We start from the raw sequence: 19,762 nt of genomic DNA, 5'->3' as shown, positions 1-19,762 counted from the left end.
CGGACCTACGGGGGCGTACCAGCAGCGGCAACGTGCCGGCCAAGTGGGTTGTCTAAGCGGTGCCGGTTCGCAGGAGGTGGCAGCTTGCTCCATCGCTTCGCAGCAAGCCTTCCAGTGTACTTGAAGGCCGGCAAAAGGGGCAAGCACTCTGCGCCCGGCATCTGGGGCGTTATACTCCTCGGTAGACCGCGTTGGAGCCCTGTTTTATCGAGGCTGAGCCTCATTTTGGATGGAGAAGGCGGATGCCAAGCGAACCACTGATCGAAAGCCAAGTGGGGAACCTACCGGCCAAGCGGGGCAAGGTTCGTGATGTCTACGACCTGGGCGAGTACCTGCTACTGGTGGCCACCGACCGCATCAGCGCCTTCGACTGGGTGCTGCCGACCGGCATTCCGGACAAAGGGCGCGTGTTGACGGGAGTGAGCCAGTTCTGGTTCGACCACCTGCAGACGCCCCACCACCTGATCACGACCGACGTCGACCAGATGCCGCTGCCCGAAGGGACTGACCGGGAGGTGCTGCGAGGCCGGTCGATGCTGACGAAGAAGGCCAAGGTGGTGCCGATGGAGTGCGTGGTGCGCGGGTACCTCGCCGGTTCGGGATGGAACGAGTACCGCGAGTCGGGCGAAGTGTGCGGCGTGAAACTGCCCGGGGGCCTCGTCGAAAGCGATCGCCTGCCCGAACCGATCTTCACCCCCGCCACCAAAGCCGAAATGGGCGAGCACGACGAGAACATCAGCTTCGAACGCATGGCGAGCGTCATCGGCACCGAGCTCGCCGAAGAACTCCGCACGCGAAGTATTGACCTCTTCAACCGCGGCTCGGAGCACGCGGCCAGATGCGGCCTCTTATTTGCCGACACGAAGTTCGAGTTTGGCCATTGCGACGGCGAGCTGATCTTGATCGACGAAGTGATGACCCCCGACAGCTCGCGCTTCTGGCCCGCCGACCAGTACCATCCAGGCGGCCCTCAACCGTCGTTCGACAAACAGTTCGTCCGCGATTGGCTACTCGCAAGCACTTGGGATCGCAACAGCGCGCCGCCTGAGCTCCCCGAAGAGATTGTTGCCAAGACGCGTGCGAAGTACATCGAAGCCTTCGAACGACTGACGGGCGCGGAGTTTGCTTGGAAGTGAGAGGATGCTTGAGTGGGAGCATTTGGTCCGACGACACGTAGGTCGTCGGCTATTTACTGCGAGTAACGAAGCAACTCTCCAGTCGAGCTGAAATAGCGGACGACCTACGTGTCGTCGGAGAAAACATTGCATCCTCCCACGGCGCGTCTTTAGAATATCCTCGATCGATCAGAAGGGGATATCAACGTGCCTTGCTACCTTTTCACTTTCCACACTTACGGATCATGGCTTCCCGACCGCCCACGTGGATTTGTGCGGAGGCACGCGGGTCTTCTTGCTCAAAACAAAGACCTAGCCGACGTTTATCGTGGTCAGATGGTGCATGGAACGGTCTCGCTTGCTGACGAAGTTCAACTAGCCATCATCGCGACCTTGCTGAAAGCGTCACCGCATGTGGACTGCCGTCCCCACAGCATTGCAACGGACAACAACCACATCCACCTGCTCGTGAGCTGGAAGAACGAAGAGCGAGGATGGGAGCAAACACGCTCAAGCTTTAAGAAGTCGATGACCCTAGAGCTAAAGGGATTGGACTCGTCGCACAAATGGCTCTCGCGGGACGCATCGCGAAAGCAGATTCAAGATCGCGATCACTTCGACTATCTCGTAAACTCGTACCTACCCGATCATCGAGGATGGAAGTGGGACGAGCGAGTCGGATATTTCAAGACGATGGATGAGTTGCGCCAGGGGCTGTCCGACGACGCGTAGGTCGTCGGCTATTCACTGCGAGTAACGAAGCAACTCTCCAGTCGAGCTGAAATAGCCGACGACCTACGTGTCGTCGCAAGAAGCCTGCTTAGAACTTCCACCGGAACTCGGCCCGAGCGCCGGTGATGTCTTCGGCGTTCTCGAGCCAGCCGTGCATCACGTCGAAGCGGAGTAGGTGTGCGTTGGTGATGGGAACTTGGTAGCGAGCGCCCACACCCGCTTGGTTGCCGGGGGCGCTGCGATCGATATCGGAACCCATGACGCCGAGCGCGGCGACTTCGACGATTAGCTGTTGATCGAAATTGTGCCCCAATAGGTCAATACCGGTTGCCATGCCGTAGGTGTTGTTGCCCGTGGCGTCGAGCGTTGGATAGCCCGTGAGGGCGTCGCTCTGGAACAAAATGCCCGTATTAAACAGCACCCCGCCGAACACCGCCGCCCGCGCCGCGGGTTGCGGGCGGTCGAAGCCGACGAAGAAGTTCGTGTACGGCATGAAGTTGTATGGCCGCTCGGTGATGAACGTGTTCTCGGCCAGCAGCAGCACGCCGTCGGCCGTACGCTGGTCTTCCGGCAGGTTTTGCCCCGCGTTGAGGATCACTCGCATCGAGTTCGATACCATGTTCAGGTATCGGCGTGTGTACGATATACCGATGTTGTTGTAGCTGAAGTCGGCGTCTTTCGTGTCGTTGACGTAGGCGTAGCCGACCTCGAAATACCCGCCACGACTCTCAATGAAGGTCGTCGCACCAAAGAGTTGCGCGGCGTTCTCGTCGAAGTTCACGGCATCGGTGCTCACGTTGTCAAACGCCGCGAAGAACGTGACATCGTAATTGGACCAATCGAGGCCCGGACTGTTTTGAGCGGGGATCGTCGCCGCGAGGCCGACCATCGCGTCCTGCATCCACACGCCATTCTGGAACAACAGCGGAACCAACCCCGCCGTGAATGGCAAGTCGAACGCCGCGTACTGGGAGTTGAAACCTCCAAGGATCTGCCCGAGGTCGCCTTCGAAGAACAGCGTGTCGGTATTCACGTCGAAGAAGTCGAGTTCGTTGAAGAACTCGCCATTCTCGATGCGCATGAAGCTGTTCCCCTCCTGAAAGGGACCTGAGAACATATGAAAACGCTCGGTGCTCGTGAGCCAGTAGTCGATTTCGAGATTCAGCCGATGAGCAAGCACCGTGTTGTCGCTACCGACGACGTTGTTCTGGGCAAATCCCACGCGGTAGTCGCCGTAGACGTAGAACTTTTGCTGCACCAAGTTGGTCGGTCCGAATAAATCCTGCGCCGGCGGCACCGGACCGTTGCGGTAGAGCGGGAAACCCCACTCGACGAGCGGATGTTGCACGGGCACCTGGTACTTGTCGCCGTAGACTCCTAGAGCTGCATTGCTATCCCACGGAATGCAGTCGTAGACAGGGCCGTTGCTAAAGTCGTTTTCGTAGTAAGTCGACATCTGCCCCCGGCAATCGGTCGCGGGGGGATGCTCCAGTACGTGACCTTCTTCCGGCTTGTGCTCGGTGGCACCGAACGCTGGCAAGTCGCAGTCGTAAGGCATGCCCGCGGTGTTCGGCAGCGGTGGCGGTGGGAGCACACCGAAACGCAGTACCGAAGGCTGAAACGCCGTTTCGGTGCCGCAGTCGTAGGCAACCTTCAAAGGTTCGGGTAGGGTCGACCAAGCCTGATCTGGAGTGGCGACTAATTCGTTGGGCACCAAGGTTGGCTGCGGAGTCACCGGAGTCGCCGGGTCCTGGGTGGGATATTCGGCGACTCGGGGAGGAGCGAACAGAGAACCGCCCGCCCCCTGCCCTACCGCGTTTGACCCCAGCGCGCAGGCCACGATCGTCAGACTAAGCAGTCTGATCGCTACGTGTTTCGAGATGGCGCGGGTGCAGAGCATGTGTTCTTTAAGGGTGGTCGACAGTTGGTTGTCTCTGGTTACCGCACATCAAACTCAACGGAGTACGGATGAACGTCGATCACCCCTTCGTTCATCGCACGCTGCATCTCGATGGTCGCGCCGCAGAAGTCCATGAAGTAAATCGGTTCCGCGCGGCTTCGCATCCGGAAGCTCAGGCGATAACGACCTGGTTCGCACAGCGCCGCGGCCGGGATCTTGTACTTCACCTGCTTCTGTCCCAGTGGTGCCAGCGACCGGCTTTCCATGCGGATGAACGGCGGGTGGTTCGTCACCGATACCGGAATCGCGCCAGGACGCAGGAACGGTAGCTGGTCAAAGTCGACGTTCACCGGCAGGTAGAACTCGCGATCGGTGCCCACCGCACCCGTGATCAAGAACATCGTCTGCAAGTTGAACAACTGCGAGTCGAACGGCACCAGCTTCGCCCGGACATCCCGCGAGTGGATGTCGCACACGTCGCCGTACTGATCGGTGTAGCCGGTCTCCCACAGCCGCTGCCCACGAGGGCCAATCAGCACCACGTTGGCCCAGAATTGCGGTTGCGCGCCGAGCGATGCCGTCGGCAAATTGTGCCCCGTGTTGGTGTTCGCGACGACGTAGTGCATATGAAGCTCGCGGCCTACCATCGGTGGCGTGTCGAAGAACGGGCCATCGACGTGCGAGCCGTTCTCCATTACCGCCTTGCGGGCCTCGGTCTTGAGCGCGAGCAGCTTTTGGTTGTCTTCGATGATCTCGCGAGCGTCGTAGCGATCGTCGACATTGTCCCAAACGGGTGGGAACGTCGCTTGGATCTCGCCGTCTTCCAGGCGTTCTTCAAACTCGTCGGTGCCCCACCCCGCCCGCCAGTCGAATAGCAGCCACTCTTCCATCTTCCAGCGGTCGGCCTTCAGGTGGAACGGGAAGATGCCCGGGTGCGCGATGGAATAGCCCGGCCCGTAGAACATGTGATTCGAATGCTTGACCGGCTCGCCGACCTTCTTGCCGCCGATCTCCGCGATCACCGCGCACTCGTAGCCACTCGCCACGCCCGGAACCTTGCCCATGTGGCAGTCCTGACACGACACGCCCGCTTTGCACGCTGGCGACGCGCGGTACTGCTCCCACACCACTTCAAGCTTGATGCCGGGGTGCACGGCGACCTGATGGCATGTCGTGCAGTACTCGGACCGCGTGATTTGATCGAAGTAGCGGCCTTCGAGATGAATCTTCTGCCCCGGCCCTTTATCTTCGGGGGAGGTAAGGACCTTGAAGTGATCCTTCTTGGCGATCACTTCGGCGACTCCCTCGCCCGTCTTGCCGCCGTAAACGGGAGCGAACTCATCGCCGGGGATGATGTGCCGCTCGCCGTTGCTCTTGCCGTAGCGCTCATTCACACGGTGGCACGCCACGCAGGTCACGCCCTCGCGGGCCACTTCGGGTTGCATCCACATGGGGGTATCACGCGGTATGCAGAGAGCCGTGCCGATGGGCGAGTGGCAACGCTGGCAGAAGTAACCAACGGTGCCCATGCTGACCTCGGTGATGCGCTGCTCGAACTTCTGAAACATGGGCGAGATCGCCGCATAGGCGTGGCTCGAGCAGCTCCACTCTTTGTAGATCTTCTCGTGGCACTTCGCGCACGTCTTCGCCGACGGATAGCAACCCTCGGCCATCAGCACCGAGTGTGGATCGACGCCTTCGGGCATGCCGAGCTCCTTAGCAACCGCGCGGGCATCGTCGAGCGATTTTGGATCGCCAGACGAATGGAGCGACGGGTTGGCCTGCGCCGGCGCGGGCGGAGCTTGAATGGAGGGATTCGGCGTCGTCGGCACTGTCGGCGCCGGAGTTACTGGAGTCTGTACTGAAAGCGGGGGCGGAGCAAAGCCCGAACCAGCCACTGGCGCGGGTGCGACAGGTACTGCGTCCGGCGGATAGGGAAGGTGATCTTCGGTTGGAACCGATGACGTACCGGCGGTTGAACTCTCATCTACAGGCATCGGAGCTACGTCGACACTTGCTTCCGGCGCAGCGGGAGCAGCTGGCAAACGAACTGGTTGGGGATCGGCGGCCGCAGGCGTCTCCGCGGGCGATTCAACCGGAGGCGATGCTGGCACGGGGGGAAGCAACCGTGGCTCCGCCGGCAACGTTGGCTCAGCGACGGGAGCAACTTCAGCCGGTTCCGCTTCCATCGGCGTGATGTCCGTGGGCGGGGCAGGTTGGATGTGCGGACTAGGGGTGGCCCCGGTAGTCGCCGGCTGCTCGGGCTCTTTCTCACTCGCCTTCGAAGGGGCGGGGTCTTCGACGACTTCCTCGACGACGTTGTTTACCGGGGGCTCAATTGCTTGCGGTTCTTCCACGGGGGGTGCAACTTTGGACTGCGAATCCTCGGGCGAATACCACTGCCCTGGATCAACCAGCCACTCGCCCGACGTGGCTGGTGATGTGTTCGACGCCAGCCGCCCCGGTAGTTGGGCCACGCGCACGCTGGTGATCGCGGCGGCCGGCGTCGTAACGCGGTGCGCGGTCCGCTCGTAAGAGGGCAGAATGTCGAGCACCGTTTTTTCCCGCTCGGCGGCGATCAATTGCTCGCGGAGTTCCAACGCCGAGGTGGGGCACACCGTGGCAACTTGCGCGACGAGCCCGTCGATTTCTGCCATTCGGGTGGCATTCACCGGCGAGGGAGCTGGCTCGTTGGAAACGACATGGATTGGTGGCTCGACTTGCCCTTGGTCCGGGCTAGCGGATCCGTCGCTCGAACCGGCTTTCCACGTGTAGGCAACGACCGCCACCAGCAGCGACGCGATCGCAGCGCGAAACACCTTGCCGCCGAGTTGTGGCTGAGAGAGTGCCGTCCGTGGCATGGGGAGGGTCGACCGTGGGGTGGCGAGTCGCGGCCGCGCGTCGTCCTTGACCCGCAGCCGTACCCGTTACAGATCGACCCGACCGCGGAGGGGAATCCCCCCATTTCGTTACCGCCGGCAGGGACTTCGGAGGAGGGAGAGATGGCCTAGGCGTTAAGGTTTACCACAACCCGGTTTTTCTCGTGCGAACTTAAGCTTATCGTTCCGGGGTCGGGGACGACCCGGCTCACACAGAACTTTCCAACTTGGGTAGCCGTCAGCGCATAAAAAAGCGGGGTCGAGAAGCATCTCGACCCCGCTTGTGGGTATCAAGTTTTGCAGCCGAGGCTGCTCGTAAGCCGGAGCTTACTTCTTGCGGCGGGCGAAGCCAACCAGACCAACCAGGGCCAGAGCCGAGAGGGCAACGGTCGAGGGCTCGGGCACAGCGGCACCCAGGTTGTAGGTCAGCACGCCACCGTTGGTGTTGACGGTCAGCAAGGCACTGACGTTACGACCAGGACCGGCGATAGCCTTCGCGATGTCCAGGCCCAGGTCGATGCTCAGACCATCAAACGTGGCACTGAACAGGCCTTCGGCGTCGTTCGAAATCACCAAGCTGGTGATCGACAGCGGAGTATTTGTCTCCGGGTTGTCATTGAACAGCGTGATCGCGTCAGCTAGCAAGCCAGTACCATTGTCGAACGCACCCTGGAGCGAGATCGAACTTCCGCTGACGGGAATGCCGACGGCGATGGGATTCGATGGGATCCAGTGGCCAACTATCGGAATTGAAATCCCCGTGCCCGCGTCGATACCGGCTGTGAAGCCAATGGACCCGCCAATGGGAACTACCAGCTGGGCGAATTCGATGGCGTTGCCGACATTTAGCGGAGCAAGATTGGTAAATGCGCCTGCCAACTTGGTCGGACTTTCGGACGTGTTAAGCGATAGGACCTGGCCGGAAGTCCATAAGAACTGGCTGTCTTGCAACACATTCGCTCCCACCGCCGCAAACGTTGCGTTGTTGTCCTGGAAGATGGTAGGCAACCCAAAGGGATTAACTTGGTTCATGGGACCATTGAACGAGATATCAATACCATTGATGGGCAAACCATCGGAGATAACCCGCACGGTCCAGGTTTCGAAGCCTGCCAAGCCGGGGGTGGGCACGGAAGTGGCGGTGATGAGGACGGCGGCGTTCGTGACACCAGTAATGACTGTCGCGATGGCCGTAGCGAACAGCAGCGAAGATGAACGCTTCATAAGATTCCACTTGGTTGAAAAGAAGTTGGCGACATCGAACCACTCGAACGATCGTCTAGATTCTAAACGAAATCGACTACCCATTCTACACTAGTAGATCCTGACGACCCGCGGCTAACAGTTCACTCTAGTTATCTGGAATGAGTCCGTCCCCTCGGACGAACGGGTGGGTCATCACCTACAAACTAAAATTCTGCGTGGGGAAACAAAAAAAGCGGGGTCGAGAAGCATCTCGACCCCGCTTGTGGGTATCAAGTTGTGCAGCCGAGGCTGCTCGTAAGCCGGAGCTTACTTCTTGCGGCGGGCGAAGCCAACCAGACCGACCAGGGCCAGAGCCGAGAGGGCAACGGTCGAGGGCTCGGGCACAGCGGCACCCAGGTTGTAGGTCAGCACGCCACCGTTGGTGTTGACGGTCAGCAAGGCACTGACGTTACGACCAGGACCGGCGATAGCCTTAGCAATATCCAGGCCAAGGTCGATGCTCAGACCATCAAACGTGGCACTGAACAGGCCTTCGGCGTCGTTCGAAATCACCAAGCTGGTGATGGCTAGGGCCGGATCGCTGCCGGGCTCGCCGTTGGTCAGAACAATGGCATTCTCCAAAAGACCGGTACCATCTTCGAAGGCTCCCTGAAGCGAAATCGAGCTGCCGCTGACGGGGTTGCCGATAGCAACGGGGTCGACTGCACCACCGCCACCGCCGATGTTACCAGTAACCGGAATCGATACACCGGTGCCGGCGTCAAAGCCAGCGGTAAAGGCTACCGAGCCACCAACTGGAATCACGATCTGAGCGAAATTAATCGCGTTGGCGGTGTTGAGTGCCGCAAGATTCGTCAAGGCACCTGCGAGCTTGGTGGCACTTTCCGAGGTGTTCAGCGACAGCACTTGGCTGGAAGTGAACAGGAACTGGCTGTCTTGCGAAGCATTGGCACCGACGGCAACGAACGTACCGTTGTTGTCCTGGAAAATCGAGGCGAGGCCAAAGGGATTGACCTGATTCATGGCACCATCGAACGAAATGTCGATGCCGTTAATGGCCATACCGTCCGATGCGGCACGCACTGTCCAGGTTTCGAAGCCGGACAGACCAGTGGTTGGCGCGGAGGTGGCGGTGACTACGACAGCGGCGTTGGAAACGCCGGCAACGAAAGCGGTGATGGCAACAGCAAACAGGAATGAAAACTTACGCATGGTGAAATTTCCTCGTTGGAACGAAACTGTATTTAATTACTTCTGAATTTGCCCCAAGGGGCCCAAAGCACTCTCGCCCCCCTTTATTGGGTCGGGGCACGCGTCACGGTTTCGATTTCACTAGACCTCGTAATCCTGACTACTAGTTGCCTTTGTATTCCTACCGGGCGACCGGGCAGCGTTCTTTTGTCACGAAAGAGCGAGTCGCCAAGAGTATGTAAAGTTTCCACCTCTAAAAACGAAAAAACCCCAACAAAAAAAGGAACCAAGACCGCGTTGGCGGTCTGTGGTTCCTTTAATTGTTGGGGTCTACAGTAGATCGAACTCTTGCGAGATTGGAAAGCTTGTAACTGCTACTAGACTAACGAGCCACGGCTTCTATTGCAACCATCTTTTTGGAAAAAAACAGAAATTGTCGTTTTTCACCAAAAACCCGAGGGTTATTGCGATTTCAAGCGTCTAGCGACCGGCCTCTCCGAGCTAGTATAACCGCAGCCGCGAACCAGCACAAGCATTTTTTCGTACGGGCGAGCCATCCGCTACAACCGCCCGAAATCGGCAAAAGACGCACTATTCCAGGTGCGCTAGCCGCTAACGGATAGATATCCTCCCTCAAAATCGGAGGCAGACAGCTGATTCGGCCGCTTAACCCCACATGTTACGCGGCTCGGCGACGAGCGAAAAAAGCCAAACCAATAGCAGCAATGCCGCTGAGCACTACCGAGGAGGGCTCGGGGATGGCCGCACTAAATGAGTAAGTTAGCGATTGCCCGATAGCATGTTCGGCTGTGACAGTGAAGCTGCCGGCGATGACAGTACCTGGAACGAGGTCCTCAAAAGGACCATCCATAACTAGGCTGAATTTGCCGGGCCCACTTCCTGAGACCAGCCGTGTCGAAATGCTGGATAGATTGTCGCTGACGCTTGTGATGTAGATCTCGCCCAACTCGCTGAGCGGTCCGAAATCGTTCCAGACGGTGATTGCGTCCGCGACGACAGCCGGACCACCGCCACGATTGTCGAACGCCGCCTACAGGGCTTTCGAGAGATAGCGACCGCCGTTGGACGTGCCCCGCAAGGACAGGTCGGGAGGTGTAATGATGCCGGTGACCATCGTTGGCTCCCGGCTGCCGTCATCAATAGCCAAGTGGTAGTGGAGCGAAGTTTCGTTGCGAATAACGAGCTGGGCCAAATCAAAGCCGGCACCTTTATCGAAAGGAGCCAGATTGGTTAGTGCGCCCCGCAGGAACGTGCCGCTTTCGGCCGTGTCGAACGATCCAACCTTATCGCTGTAGAAGAGAAATTGGCTATCCATGATCACGTACCCCCCAGCGGCGGTTAAAACAGAATTGTGATCTTGGAAGATGGTGGGCAGCAGAAACGGATTGATTTGGTTCAGTGTGCCTTCGAAGGACGCATCCACCCCATTAACGGCACCGGCGTCCGAGGCGACATGGATGGTGAGCGTCGTGAAGCCGCGCAGATTGGGCGTGGGGATGGCGCGCAGTGAGACATCGATGTTGCCGGCTAGGCTTGATGTGGCCAGGATCAAGATGGCAATAGTTGAGCCAATCGAAAGCAATTGCCTCAGTTCAACTTCGATTCCCACCATTGGTCGGCTCAACCATCAGCGTTCTTGAAGACAATCGCAACGTCCCCGCGATTGCTTAAGGAAGAGCATACCATTCACGAAGTACTAAAAGAAACAGAGCCTTGGCTATTCACCAAGGCTCTGTTTGATTGTTCTACTGCTAGGTGTTGCTTAGGCAGCACGGCGACGTGCGGAGGCAGCCAAACCGAGCACAGCAAGTCCGCTGAGCACTACCGAGGAAGGCTCGGGGATGGTTGCACTGAACGAGTAGACCAGGGCTTGGTCCACGGCGTTCTCGGCGGTGATGATGATGTCACCGGTGATTACGGTGCCTGGATCCAGGGTGTCGAACGGACCGTCCATCACCAAGCTGTACTTGCCAAGAGCACTACCTGGCACCAGCGTGGTGCTGATGCTGGGGAGACTGTCGCTGATACCGCTGATGTTGATGGCACCGAGCTCTTCTAGAGTGCCGGTCTCGTTCATCACCATGATGGCGTCGGCAACAACTGCCGGGCCACCTTGACGGTTCGCGAAAGCAGCTTGCAGGGCAGCCGAAAGGCTCGAACCGCTGGCGGGAAGGCCAACCAGGGTCGGTCCAACACTCACGGCGGGAATGGTGCCCATGACGTCAATCGCGACGCCACTACCATCATCTACCGACAAGCTGTAAGCCACCGATGCACCATCGGCGATTACAATTTGCGCGAGAGTGAGACCACTTCCCGGATCGAACGAGGCCAAGTTGGTGAGTGCACCGCGAAGAAAAGTCGCGCTCTCAGCCGTCTCAAGCGAGAGGACCTGAGCACTTGCAAACTTGAACTGGCTGTCCTGACTAACTTGACCGCCGGTGCCCTGAATAACACCATTGTTATCGGTGAAGATGGTGGGCAGGCCGAAGGGGCTCACTTGATTCATCGCACCATCAAAGGAAGCACGAACACCGTTGATTGCTCCGCTATCGGAGTCGACCTTGACGGTATAGGTGGTGTAGCCGGCCAGACCGGTCGTAGCCACACCATCGTAGGAAACTGAAATATTACCGGCCATTACCTGGCCACCGAACAGAGCAACCGCAAGGGCTGCACCTGCATAAAAAATTCTATTCATTAAAATCTTACTCCCTGAATAAACCCGTAACCTTAAGAAGCAACACTCTACGGTCTCTAATCACAACTACTAAACTTCTCTACAGCATCACGCCGTCTTACATTAGCAGCTCCGACTACCAAGGATGCAATTCTCATTGCCCCCCCGCTCCCGCTGCCTAACGGCAGCGGCGAGCAAAGGCGAGACCGGCGACACCCGCGAGCACCATCAGTACCGAGCTGGGCTCGGGAACCGTTGCGGTCTGCAGGGCACCCGTGGTCGGCATGGCGCGACCGAAGTTGCCACCGAAGATACCGAAGTCGATAATGTCGATGTTGCCACCCGAACGATTGAAGTCGGAGGCCGGGAAGTTAGCGGAGGGCTGGTTGAACGCGGCACCGAACAGACCGAAGTCGATGATGTCGACGATACCATTGGGCTGATAATCGCCGGCGATACCGAAGTTGGCGTCGACAGTGAAGATGGTTGCGTCCTGAGCAATCAGGGCGCCACCAACGGCTGAGGTGGTGGCATTCCAACCACGCAGGTCGATCACGCCGATGTCATCGTTGATCTGGAAGTCCATCACCTTGGTGCGGCCCGACAGAACACCAACCAGCGGCTGGCTGATGGTACCGGTGCTACCAAGCGGGGCAAAGGCATCCTTACCACTGGCTTCGTAGTTGATGCCAGTGAGGGCACCCGACTGGTAAGGGTTGTAACCAGTGTTGCCGAGCGGGGCGACGTTGTCGTCCTGGAAGGCTGCGGTCACAACGATCGAACCGTTGACAATGTTCGGAAGAGCACCACCACGGGGGTTGATCGAGCTCAGACCCAACTCGACGGCGATGGACGAGGCGTCCATTACGGTGTCGCTGTTGGTGTCAACAGAATACAGGGTGGGATCAGGAGTGACCCACACTTCGAACTTGCGGTTACCACCGACAAGTCCACCGTCCAGAATCTCCAGCGTAGGAGCGGCCACGGCGGGTGCTGCCAACAAGGCGCAGAAAGCAAAGTAGCAAATCGATTTGGTCCAGGACATTAGAATCTCTCCACCCTCGTTGATTGAAAGACGATTGCGAAATTGGATCAACAGTGACTGTCTCGTCATTGGTGCAACGGCCGCTTGGCCACTCCTCTTCTACGGGGAACTTTCAGCTTTGCCCAGTATAGAAACCAGGCGAGTCCGGGGTTATGGCTTGAGAGCTTTTCCGAACCGCTGAAACATTGCCCGTAGAAGATGAGTGGTGGTCAAGCAGACAAACGCCAAGTCGCCCCACACCACCAAGGTGCGAAGCACTGGAATTTGTCCATCCGAACCAATAACACAACTTTCTTGGCGACCACCAAACGGGCAGCGAGTTCAATGGCCAACACGGACGCATTATGTTAGGGCTTTTCGAGGCTGTCAAGCAGTTTTAAAGGTGAATCCGTTTTTTTAATAAAATTCACCCTTGACGGACGGGTCGATACTGACTGTTACGGTTTAGCGCGGGGTTGAAAAGCGACCTGCGAAGCCCACGCCGAGCATCGCAAGCACTGTAATGATAAGGGTTTGAGGTTCGGGGATTGCCACGGGGCCGGCGCTGACGCCGCTTAGTGGGGGAATCGTGAGCCCGAAGTTGTTCTTCCAGATTGTGTAGTCTCCTGCGTCGATCGTGCCGCTACTGTCCCCATCGGCGCCAGAGCCGGGAGGGGCCGCTGTGGCACCCAGCGAATCCCGCCAGACGGTGTAGTCGGCCAGATTGACGATGCCATCGCCGTTGTAGTCGCCACCGGTTCCCGGTGCGTCGACGAGATTGTCGCGGACGAAGAACGTAGGAGTTAGTTGGGCGGACTTGTCGCCGACGAGCGTGGAGTTTGCCGGGAGTGTGACGAATACGGTGCCGAGTGGATCGGCGAGATTTCCGGGGCCTTCGGTGATGAACGACGGAGTTTGCCCAGGATCGAACGAGCCGGTGAGCAGCAGTGCCGCGTGGGCCCAAGCAGCATCGCCGAAGACATCGCCGTTACCCCACGGCGCGTTTTGCAAATCGGCGAGGGTGGGGATCGACGGACCGGCAGAGGAAGCGTCGGGGAATTGGGTCGCGGCTCCCGGAAAATTAGGCACAGCGCCTTCAGGATCCACGAGAGCCCCTACGCCATAGAACAGCGGCTGATCGAGCGTGGTCGAGACGAGCGACTGCTGAAAAACCTGCATGTAGTGCCCAACAGCTCCCTCCGCGTTTACCAGGCTATGAGCGCTCTTGAACCCAGCATTGGGGCCTCCGGGAGCCCCGCCGTTGACGTTCCCACGGGGTGCCAGAAGCGTTGGGACCTCGGTGTTAACGATGTTCTTTAAATAGAACGACACATCAGCTAGCCCGTGATGGCTCGTTTTAGCGGCGACTTGCCAGGTGCCGCCAGAGGTGGGGTCGTTCTCGTCGTTGTAGATCAAGTTGAGGCTGAGATCGATCCAGTGGGTAGGCTGGGCGAGCGACGGCACTTGGAAGGCACACACCGCGCACAGCATGGCAAAATAGCGTGCAACGCGGGGAAATCGAGCGGAAAAGCTATTCACGGATGAACCTCTTGGGGTGCCGCCAGGGCTGGCGCTCGACGCCGATTTGCCCCGAACTCGTGCCTCTTGATGCACGGGCCCGCTCGACGAAGGGATCTAAAAACCTCGGCAAAAGCCGGTTGTACAAGAGGTGCCGTCCGCGCAGCTCCGAGCCTAAAGCATGGCTACGGGCGTGGCCGGCAGTCTCTGTTCCATCCCCTTAGTTTACTCAGGCGTGCAGAACCCTCAAGCGATTTTTAGGGGCTTCGGGTGGAGTGCGGTAAGCTGGTGTGGGACTGTAGGGGTGTTTGGAATGGGAAATTGCCCGGATAGGCCGTAGAATTCGGGCGTTCGACACCGGAGTGGCTGGTCCGGAAGCTCGTCCCTGGGGGCTCGCACGTCGAAAAACCGCTAAAAAAAACCGAAGGGCGAACCGCCAACTGTGGCCGAACTGCGGACGTTTGTATTCTCCGACCTGACGGGGTCGGTGGAACTGAAGAGCGAAATGCCCGGAGGCAGCGATGCCGAGCGGGACGAGGCGTTCTTGACCCAGATACTCCTTCCCCACCGCGAGCGCGTCGAGGCGTTTACGGCCGACTTTGGGGGACGCGTCGTATCGACGGCGGGCGACGGGCACTTTTTGGTGTTCGGCGACGCGGTGTCGGCGGCTAAGTGGGCGATTGGTATCGTACGAAACCATGAGGAGCATCCTCTCTCCAGCCCCAGCGGCTCGCAGGCCAATATTCGGGTTAGCATGCACTTGGGGTCGCCTCAGATCGATCCGCACGACGCCGAGAACTTCATCGGCAAAGCGGTCGACTACGCGGCGCGACTGAATGACTTCTCCGCAGGCGGGCAGATCCTGGTGTCGCGCGCGGCACGGGCGATTCTGGAAGACGCAGGGCTCAACGGCGTTGAGTTCCACGCGCACGGACGGCGTGAACTCAAAGGAATCGGTCCGGTCGAAGTGCACGAACTGCTGTTCGATGGCCGCAAACCTCAAGACACACGCCGGAAACCCTCGGCGGAAACGCCGCGCGAGTGGACGACGCGTTCGGGGACCGTTGCCTATTCAAAAATCGCCGGCCTCGTGCCCGATGGTCAGGTGCCAACCAGCACCGTGGTGGCTCGCCCGACGCGACTGGGAAACTACGAATTGGGCGAGTTGGTGGGTGCCGGCGGCATGGGCGATGTGTTCAAAGCGCGGCACTCACAGTTCGGTCGCCTGCGGGCGGTGAAAGTGATCAAGCCTCACCTGGTGGCCGCCGGTCAGCACGAGATCGTGAAGCGTTTTTACCAGGAAATTAAGGCCATTGGAGGCCTCGAGCACCCGAACATCGTGGTTGCCATCGACTCGTCCACGCCCGAGGACGAGACGCACTTCCTGGTGATGGAGTACATCGACGGGACAAGTGCAGGCGATCTGGTCGAGCGCTTCGGGCCAATGTCAATCGCCAACGCCTGTGAGGTCGCAAGGCAGGCAGCGCTCGGGCTGGCGTACATCGCCGATCGGGGGATGGTGCACCGCGACATTAAGCCATCGAATTTGATGGTCACCACGGTTGCAACACCCCACTTATTGTCCAGCGACACGCCCAGCGGCTCGCAACAGCCCCTGGTGAAAATCTTGGATCTTGGGCTCGCGCTGTTAGTGGGGGACGACCACGAACGTCTCACGCGGCTCGATTATCGCGCGATGGGCACGGCGATGTACATGAGCCCCGAGCAGTGGCGGACGACCAGCGTCGACATTCGCTCGGACATCTACAGTCTAGGGTGTACTCTGTATCACCTGCTGAGTGGTAAGCCACCGTTCTTGGATTCGGACCTGCGTCCCGAGAAAGCGCATGAGCGCAGCAAAGTACCCCCGATTCGAGGTGGTTCGGAAATTCCGCGGCCGCTATGGAACTTGATCCGCAAGACGCTCTCTAAAGATCCGGCCGAGCGCTACCAGTCGCCGCTGGATTTGGCGAACGACTTGGCGACTTTCGCGGCGGGCAATAACTTGGTGGCGTTAGTGGAGCAAGCTCGCCAGAAGCCCTCGCAGGCACCGACGCAAATTGGGCACGCCACCGACACGCTAGCGGGCAACGGGCCGCAAAGCGACACGCAGCTCGCCGGGAAAAAGCTCGGCTCGACGCTCACCGCCACTCCGGTGGCCACGAAGCGATGGCTGTGGGGGGCGGCGATTGCCCTACTCTTGGCCTTGGGCGTGGGGGCATGGTTCGCCGACCAAGCTCGACAGGGACAGGAGCGCCTGCGGACCACTAAACGCGAAAACGCGGTTTACGCCGCCCGCACGGCCGCGAAGAACATCGCCCGAGAGGTTCGTGATCGCTTCCAGGCCCTAAGCGAACTGAGCAGTTCGAAAACCGGTGTGCTGCCCGGCGAAGGTGCAGAGAGCAGATTGGTGACCTTACAGAATTACGTCACTCGGTTGGACGAGGTATCTCGCGACTCAGCGATCCCCGAGAACGAGTTTCAGCAGATGTGGGACCCACTCAGCGAGTGGCTAGGGGAGCAAAAGAAGTCGCTTGAAGCACGCATGCCCGCCGAGAGTTGGTTTGTGGCCCTCAGTAATGGAACTCAGGTCGCACGGGCACCGCACTCCCTTAGCGTTGGAAGCAACTACGCTAGCCGCGACTATTTTCACGGCCAAGGGTCAAACCTGCCTGAAGGTACCACGGTAATCAAGCCAGTTAGCGAGCCGCATCGCTCCGCCGTGTACGAGAGCACATCGACGCACAAATTGAAAGTAGCGTTTAGCGTACCGGTGCGTGATCAACTCATTCCAACGACGACCAGCAAAGTTTCAGGTGTATTGGCCATGAGCCTCGACCTGGGAAGCTTCTTGGCGCTGGAAGACCAGTTGCCCCCAGGGAAGGAAGTGCTGCTGGTGGATCTGCGAGAGGACGAAATCGATGGAACTCCTCAACGCGGGCTCATCCTCCACCACAATCACATGGCCGATCCTAGCGAACTCGGCAACCAGAAACGCCTGTCGCCGGAGTTGCTGGCACAGGTAGAGGAGGCTCTAAAGTCGGGCGATACGGTTCGGATCATCGAAGACTACCCCGATCCACTGGGCCGGAAGAAGCGGTACTGGTGTGCCGTCGCGCCGGTCGAAGTGAAGCTAGAGAATGACGAGGTCATTCCGACCGATTGGGTTGTGCTGGTTCAAGAACCCCTGTAAAGATTTCGGACCGCTAGCACCCACTGTGGCCGATAGGCAACCATCCTGGTGGCCTGAATGGTGCCGCCAAAATGCCAGGAAAATCCGCTACGCTACCCGCCTTGCCTAGTTTCTGAGCAATCTTTGGGTGATTCTTGCCCTGTTTACCCCCTTTCGGGGCATTTCCAAGCTTGGCACTAGAATTGCATAATGGACGCCCCGGACAAGGCTGTTGGGGCCGTGTCAGGGGGCGGCAACAGGCGACCTCCTTTTTAGGAACAGATCGTTAGAGATTGCGAAGTTTCGCATGTTTCGCTTGCCGTCCAATTTGCTCTGGAGCTGCGTCGTGCTGTGGGGTGTCGCCGGGGTAGCGACGGCCGACGAGTTCGGCCTTGCTAGCGTCGAGCGGATTGCCCGCGACATGGCCTCCAAACCGCACGTACCGCCGACTAGGGTTTCTAAGCCCTATCTCGATCTCACGTACGACACCTTCCGTCTAATCGCCCAGCGGCACGAAAACGCCCTGTGGCGGGAGGAAGACCTGACAACGTGGATGGAGTTCTTTCCCGCTGGCTTCTTGTTCGAATACCCCGTGAAGATCCACGTGGTCGATGGCGACAAAATCACCGACGTCGAATACAGCGATCATTGGTTTCAGTTCCGTGGCGAGTCCGCACCGCTGGCTAAGGAGCCGGGTGGTGGTTTCGCAGGCCTGAGGTTCATGTCGCTGCTGCCTGGCAACGAACATAAGACCGAATTCCTCACGTTCCTGGGCGCTAGCTACTTTCGCGGCATTGGTGCCGGGCAGTGGTACGGTGCCTCGGCGCGTGGGCTCGCGGTAGATATTGGGTTGGGTTCGCCGGAAGAGTTTCCACGGTTCCTCGAGTTTTGGGTCGAGCGTCCCAAGGCCGACGCGCCGCAGCGGATGTGGGCTTTGCTCGAAAGTCCCGGCGTGGTCGGGGCGTACGAGTTCACGATTCGTCCCGGCGAGGAAACCAAGGTAGGAGTGAGTGCTCGCGTTTGGCGTCGACATGGCATTCAAAAGCTCGCGCTCGCGCCGCTCACCAGCATGTTCATGTGGAACCCTGAGACCCAGCCGGCCGACGATCCACGTCCTTCTGTGCACGATTCCGACGGATTGCTGATCCATCGTGACGATAATGAATGGGTGTGGCGTGATCTCAAGCGGCCCGACAAGCCACAGGTCGAGTCGTGGCCCGTGCAAAACTTGCACGGCTTCGGATTGATGCAACGCGATCGCGACCCCGAACATTACAAGGACGACGAGGCTCATTACCACCAACGCCCCAGCATTTGGGTCGAAGCCGGTGCTCAGAATCCTTGGGGGCCGGGACGAATTGAGTTGCTGGAACTCGACGCCAAGCATGAAGGAATCGACAACATCGGGGCGTACTTCGTCATCGATCAAAAGGCCGACCTCGCGGAGTCGATCGCGTTTAACTACGAGCTCACCTTTGGCACCACCATACCATGGGGCCATCAAGTTGCTCCCGTGATCGAGTCGAAAGTTCGCGAAGAAGTGGGCCAGATGCGAGTGAAGTTCGAAGTCCCCGAGCGACTTCAGGCGAACCTCGAAGGCCTGATCGCTGGAACCCGTTGTTCCCATGGAAAAATCACTTCGGTCGATGTCGCCTGGACCGACGACTCGACCGTCGAAGTGACGTTACGTTATCAGCCCGACGAAGCGCAAGAGGCACGCGTCGAAGTGTGGCTGGAAAAAGAGACCAAGAAAGTTAGCGAAGTGTATAGCTATCGCTGGAAGTCCGGAAAAGAGAACCTGCAGTTAGCCAATCAGTAATGGAACACGAGTACCCCCAAAACACGTTTACCGTCACGTCGCTCGGTGTCGCCGAGTTCGACCCCCAGACCGCGGACCAAGTGAATCGCGAGCGTCAAGCCGCGCGCATCTTGGTTGCCGACTACGCTCGGCACCACGGACTGCGCGACCCCAATGACATCGCGCGATTCGCCAACGAATGCGTCCAAAACGCCGACGAGTGGATCGTCCGTCAGGATGCCGGCGGAGCTTCGCATACGCTTTCGGGCGTAGCGGTTCGCATCGCGGCACGGCGAATTGGCTTGCTCGCTAAACCCGAGCCTCGCAAGTCGGCTAGCCCGAGTGATTGGGTGCCACGGGGCTGCGAGCGGCAAATGCCCGCCCAACCGCTGGGCGAACTGGTCACCCCTGCCTCGCCAACTTTCTGGCGGCAAGTCTTCACGCAGATGATGGCGTTTGTCACCGTCGCGTGGTCCAAGATCGGCCTGGGGTAATGGGCCACCCGAAAGGGAAGGCTGGTTGAATA

Annotated in this window: 14 protein-coding genes; 5 read left to right on the top strand and 9 right to left on the bottom strand. The window is 59.0% G+C overall.

Annotated features, from left to right (window positions below; all coding sequences use genetic code 11):
- Nucleotides 1–242: 242 nt before the first annotated feature.
- Nucleotides 243–1,136 carry a phosphoribosylaminoimidazolesuccinocarboxamide synthase gene (locus SH292x_RS05860; protein ID WP_442484653.1) on the top strand — a complete coding sequence of 298 codons (894 nt, stop codon included), beginning with the start codon at nucleotides 243–245 and terminating at the stop codon, nucleotides 1,134–1,136.
- A gap of 186 nt (nucleotides 1,137–1,322) precedes the next feature.
- Nucleotides 1,323–1,847 carry a hypothetical protein gene (locus tag SH292x_RS05855; RefSeq protein WP_442484652.1) on the top strand — a complete coding sequence of 175 codons (525 nt, stop codon included), beginning with the start codon at nucleotides 1,323–1,325 and terminating at the stop codon, nucleotides 1,845–1,847.
- Nucleotides 1,848–1,935: 88 nt separating this feature from the next.
- On the opposite strand, the gene SH292x_RS05850 is transcribed toward SH292x_RS05855, so the two are convergent.
- The 9 genes from SH292x_RS05850 to SH292x_RS05810 form a co-directional block, all read right to left on the bottom strand.
- Nucleotides 1,936–3,561 (bottom strand): hypothetical protein, encoded by a 1,626-nt coding sequence (locus SH292x_RS05850; RefSeq protein ID WP_442484651.1) that lies wholly within the window; start codon nucleotides 3,559–3,561, stop codon nucleotides 1,936–1,938.
- A 224-nt stretch (nucleotides 3,562–3,785) separates the two neighbouring features.
- Nucleotides 3,786–6,608 carry a multiheme c-type cytochrome gene (locus tag SH292x_RS05845; protein WP_442484650.1) on the bottom strand — a complete coding sequence of 941 codons (2,823 nt, stop codon included), beginning with the start codon at nucleotides 6,606–6,608 and terminating at the stop codon, nucleotides 3,786–3,788.
- Nucleotides 6,609–6,953: 345 nt separating this feature from the next.
- A complete protein-coding gene (locus SH292x_RS05840; RefSeq protein WP_442484649.1) occupies nucleotides 6,954–7,850 on the bottom strand; it encodes a PEP-CTERM sorting domain-containing protein in 897 nt (298 codons plus the stop codon).
- Nucleotides 7,851–8,138: 288 nt separating this feature from the next.
- A complete protein-coding gene (locus tag SH292x_RS05835; protein WP_442484648.1) occupies nucleotides 8,139–9,044 on the bottom strand; it encodes a PEP-CTERM sorting domain-containing protein in 906 nt (301 codons plus the stop codon).
- A 658-nt stretch (nucleotides 9,045–9,702) separates the two neighbouring features.
- Nucleotides 9,703–9,894, bottom strand: a complete 192-nt coding sequence (locus SH292x_RS05830) for a PEP-CTERM sorting domain-containing protein (RefSeq protein WP_442485850.1) — start codon at nucleotides 9,892–9,894, stop codon at nucleotides 9,703–9,705.
- 180 nt (nucleotides 9,895–10,074) lie between these two features.
- Nucleotides 10,075–10,656 carry a hypothetical protein gene (locus SH292x_RS05825; protein WP_442484647.1) on the bottom strand — a complete coding sequence of 194 codons (582 nt, stop codon included), beginning with the start codon at nucleotides 10,654–10,656 and terminating at the stop codon, nucleotides 10,075–10,077.
- 150 nt (nucleotides 10,657–10,806) lie between these two features.
- Nucleotides 10,807–11,745: a PEP-CTERM sorting domain-containing protein gene (locus SH292x_RS05820; RefSeq protein WP_442484646.1), complete on the bottom strand. Its 939-nt coding sequence runs from the start codon at nucleotides 11,743–11,745 to the stop codon at nucleotides 10,807–10,809.
- A 157-nt stretch (nucleotides 11,746–11,902) separates the two neighbouring features.
- The gene (locus SH292x_RS05815) at nucleotides 11,903–12,769 is read right to left on the bottom strand and encodes a PEP-CTERM sorting domain-containing protein (protein WP_442484645.1); all 867 of its coding nucleotides are present in this window, start codon (nucleotides 12,767–12,769) and stop codon (nucleotides 11,903–11,905) included.
- A gap of 444 nt (nucleotides 12,770–13,213) precedes the next feature.
- Entirely contained in the window at nucleotides 13,214–14,287 is a 1,074-nt protein-coding gene (locus SH292x_RS05810; RefSeq protein WP_442484644.1) for a hypothetical protein, read from the bottom strand.
- Nucleotides 14,288–14,708: 421 nt separating this feature from the next.
- On the opposite strand from SH292x_RS05810, the gene SH292x_RS05805 reads away from it, so the two are divergent.
- The 3 genes from SH292x_RS05805 (at nucleotide 14,709) to SH292x_RS05795 (ending at nucleotide 19,730) form a co-directional block, all read left to right on the top strand.
- The gene (locus SH292x_RS05805) at nucleotides 14,709–17,459 is read left to right on the top strand and encodes a protein kinase domain-containing protein (RefSeq protein ID WP_442484643.1); all 2,751 of its coding nucleotides are present in this window, start codon (nucleotides 14,709–14,711) and stop codon (nucleotides 17,457–17,459) included.
- 286 nt (nucleotides 17,460–17,745) lie between these two features.
- Nucleotides 17,746–19,257, top strand: a complete 1,512-nt coding sequence (locus tag SH292x_RS05800; RefSeq protein ID WP_442484642.1) for a glucan biosynthesis protein — start codon at nucleotides 17,746–17,748, stop codon at nucleotides 19,255–19,257.
- Nucleotides 19,257–19,730, top strand: a complete 474-nt coding sequence (locus SH292x_RS05795; RefSeq protein WP_442484641.1) for a hypothetical protein — start codon at nucleotides 19,257–19,259, stop codon at nucleotides 19,728–19,730. The genes SH292x_RS05800 and SH292x_RS05795 overlap by 1 nt, the downstream gene beginning before the upstream one ends.
- Nucleotides 19,731–19,762 lie beyond the last annotated feature (32 nt).

The sequence above is a fragment of the Aeoliella fuhlenseeensis genome, from assembly GCF_052161615.1.
Lineage (GTDB): Bacteria > Planctomycetota > Planctomycetia > Pirellulales > Lacipirellulaceae > Aeoliella.
Note: the sequence above shows the minus strand (reverse complement) of the source record. Positions and strands in the feature narration are given on the sequence as shown.

Bases quoted from the DNA above. Each gene is read 5' to 3' on its own strand.
- SH292x_RS05860 (WP_442484653.1), top strand. From the start codon at position 243: ATGCCAAGCGAACCACTGATCGAAAGCCAAGTGGGGAACCTACCGGCC.
- SH292x_RS05845 (WP_442484650.1), bottom strand. From the start codon at position 6,608: ATGCCACGGACGGCACTCTCTCAGCCACAACTCGGCGGCAAGGTGTTT.
- SH292x_RS05815 (WP_442484645.1), bottom strand. From the start codon at position 12,769: ATGTCCTGGACCAAATCGATTTGCTACTTTGCTTTCTGCGCCTTGTTG.
- SH292x_RS05825 (WP_442484647.1), bottom strand. From the start codon at position 10,656: ATGGTGGGAATCGAAGTTGAACTGAGGCAATTGCTTTCGATTGGCTCA.
- SH292x_RS05800 (WP_442484642.1), top strand. From the start codon at position 17,746: ATGTTTCGCTTGCCGTCCAATTTGCTCTGGAGCTGCGTCGTGCTGTGG.
- SH292x_RS05840 (WP_442484649.1), bottom strand. From the start codon at position 7,850: ATGAAGCGTTCATCTTCGCTGCTGTTCGCTACGGCCATCGCGACAGTC.
- SH292x_RS05820 (WP_442484646.1), bottom strand. From the start codon at position 11,745: ATGAATAGAATTTTTTATGCAGGTGCAGCCCTTGCGGTTGCTCTGTTC.
- SH292x_RS05830 (WP_442485850.1), bottom strand. From the start codon at position 9,894: ATGGATGGTCCTTTTGAGGACCTCGTTCCAGGTACTGTCATCGCCGGC.
- SH292x_RS05795 (WP_442484641.1), top strand. From the start codon at position 19,257: ATGGAACACGAGTACCCCCAAAACACGTTTACCGTCACGTCGCTCGGT.
- SH292x_RS05835 (WP_442484648.1), bottom strand. From the start codon at position 9,044: ATGCGTAAGTTTTCATTCCTGTTTGCTGTTGCCATCACCGCTTTCGTT.